Below are 648 nucleotides of genomic sequence, written 5' to 3' on the forward strand. Positions count from 1 at the left end.
TTCTGTTGCAAAGTTAGAAAAATATAGCTAATCACCATTTTATTGTGTCAGTCTTCGCCTAACCAGCTAACATATAACTAATTTCGTGGCATGGTGAAAATCCGTAGATCTAAAGAGACCTACGGTTCTTTTTATATAATCCGTAAATACATTCAATGCCTTTGAGTGTATTTTTTGCCGTATTGACACTTTGATATCTTGTCTTTCTCACCTTAATGTGACGATGATCTTGTTCAATGAGGTTATTGAGATATTTAGATGTGCAATGACAGTTAGGTTTCAGCTTAAACACTTTAATTATTTTAGCCATGGCTACCTTCGTTGAAGGTGCTTGATCTGTAATTATCATTTGAGGTTTACCGAATTGTTTAATAAGGCGCTTAATAAACGCATATGCTGATTGATGATCTCGTTTTTTGCGTAACCAAATATCTAATGTATGTCCATCTGCATCAATCTCGCGATACAGATAACACCACTGTCCTTTAATTTTGATATATGTCTCATCAATACGCCACTTATAATACGTTTTTTTATGTTTTCTCTTCCAAAGTTGATAGAAAATAGGTGCATACTCTTGAACCCATCGATAAATGGTTGAATGATGAACATCAAAACCACGTTCCCTTAATATTTCAGATATATCAC

General features: G+C 34.0%; 1 protein-coding gene. It reads right to left on the minus strand.

Annotated elements, in window-relative coordinates:
• Nucleotides 1-109: 109 nt before the first annotated feature.
• Nucleotides 110-648: IS6 family transposase (locus HMPREF3046_RS05035; RefSeq protein WP_070717086.1), on the minus strand; the 539-nt coding region annotated here is incomplete at its 5' end.

The sequence above is a fragment of the Staphylococcus sp. HMSC070D05 genome (assembly GCF_001815595.1).
Taxonomy (GTDB): Bacteria; Bacillota; Bacilli; order Staphylococcales; family Staphylococcaceae; genus Staphylococcus; species Staphylococcus hominis.